1 pseudogene is annotated in these 375 nt (G+C 41.9%); it reads left to right on the plus strand.

From position 1 onward, the window contains the following. Positions 1-226 precede the first annotated feature (226 nt). Positions 227-375, plus strand: a pseudogene (locus tag AB4512_RS23050) (D-hexose-6-phosphate mutarotase); the annotation flags it as partial.

Here is a 375-nt window from a genome sequence, read left to right on the forward strand (position 1 = left end):
GCTTTAGATAAGCATTAGCGAAGACTGTTTTGAGCAGACTTTGAAAAAGGCGACCTTAGTGTCGCCTTTTTAATGCCTGCTATCTTTTAAACCGCGTCTGTCTAAGCTCATCAAGATAGCCCAAACGCAAAATTCAATTCTAATACTGACTCTGCTTGTTACTCATGAAAACACAAGCATCACTCTAGTCAGCATTTGAATTCAATTTCCTTAGAAGGATCATGTAATGGATTTATCTACTCTACCTGCACTGGCGGTACTTTCTGACAACGTCACTATCGTTGAACACGAAGGTGTAAAACTGGTTCGCGTTATCCACGATAAAGCAAACGCAGCGATTTCACTGTTTGGCGGCCATGTGGTGTCATTCCAACC

This window comes from Vibrio sp. 10N.222.52.B7, from assembly GCF_041474275.1.
Taxonomy (GTDB): domain Bacteria; phylum Pseudomonadota; class Gammaproteobacteria; order Enterobacterales; family Vibrionaceae; genus Vibrio; species Vibrio crassostreae_C.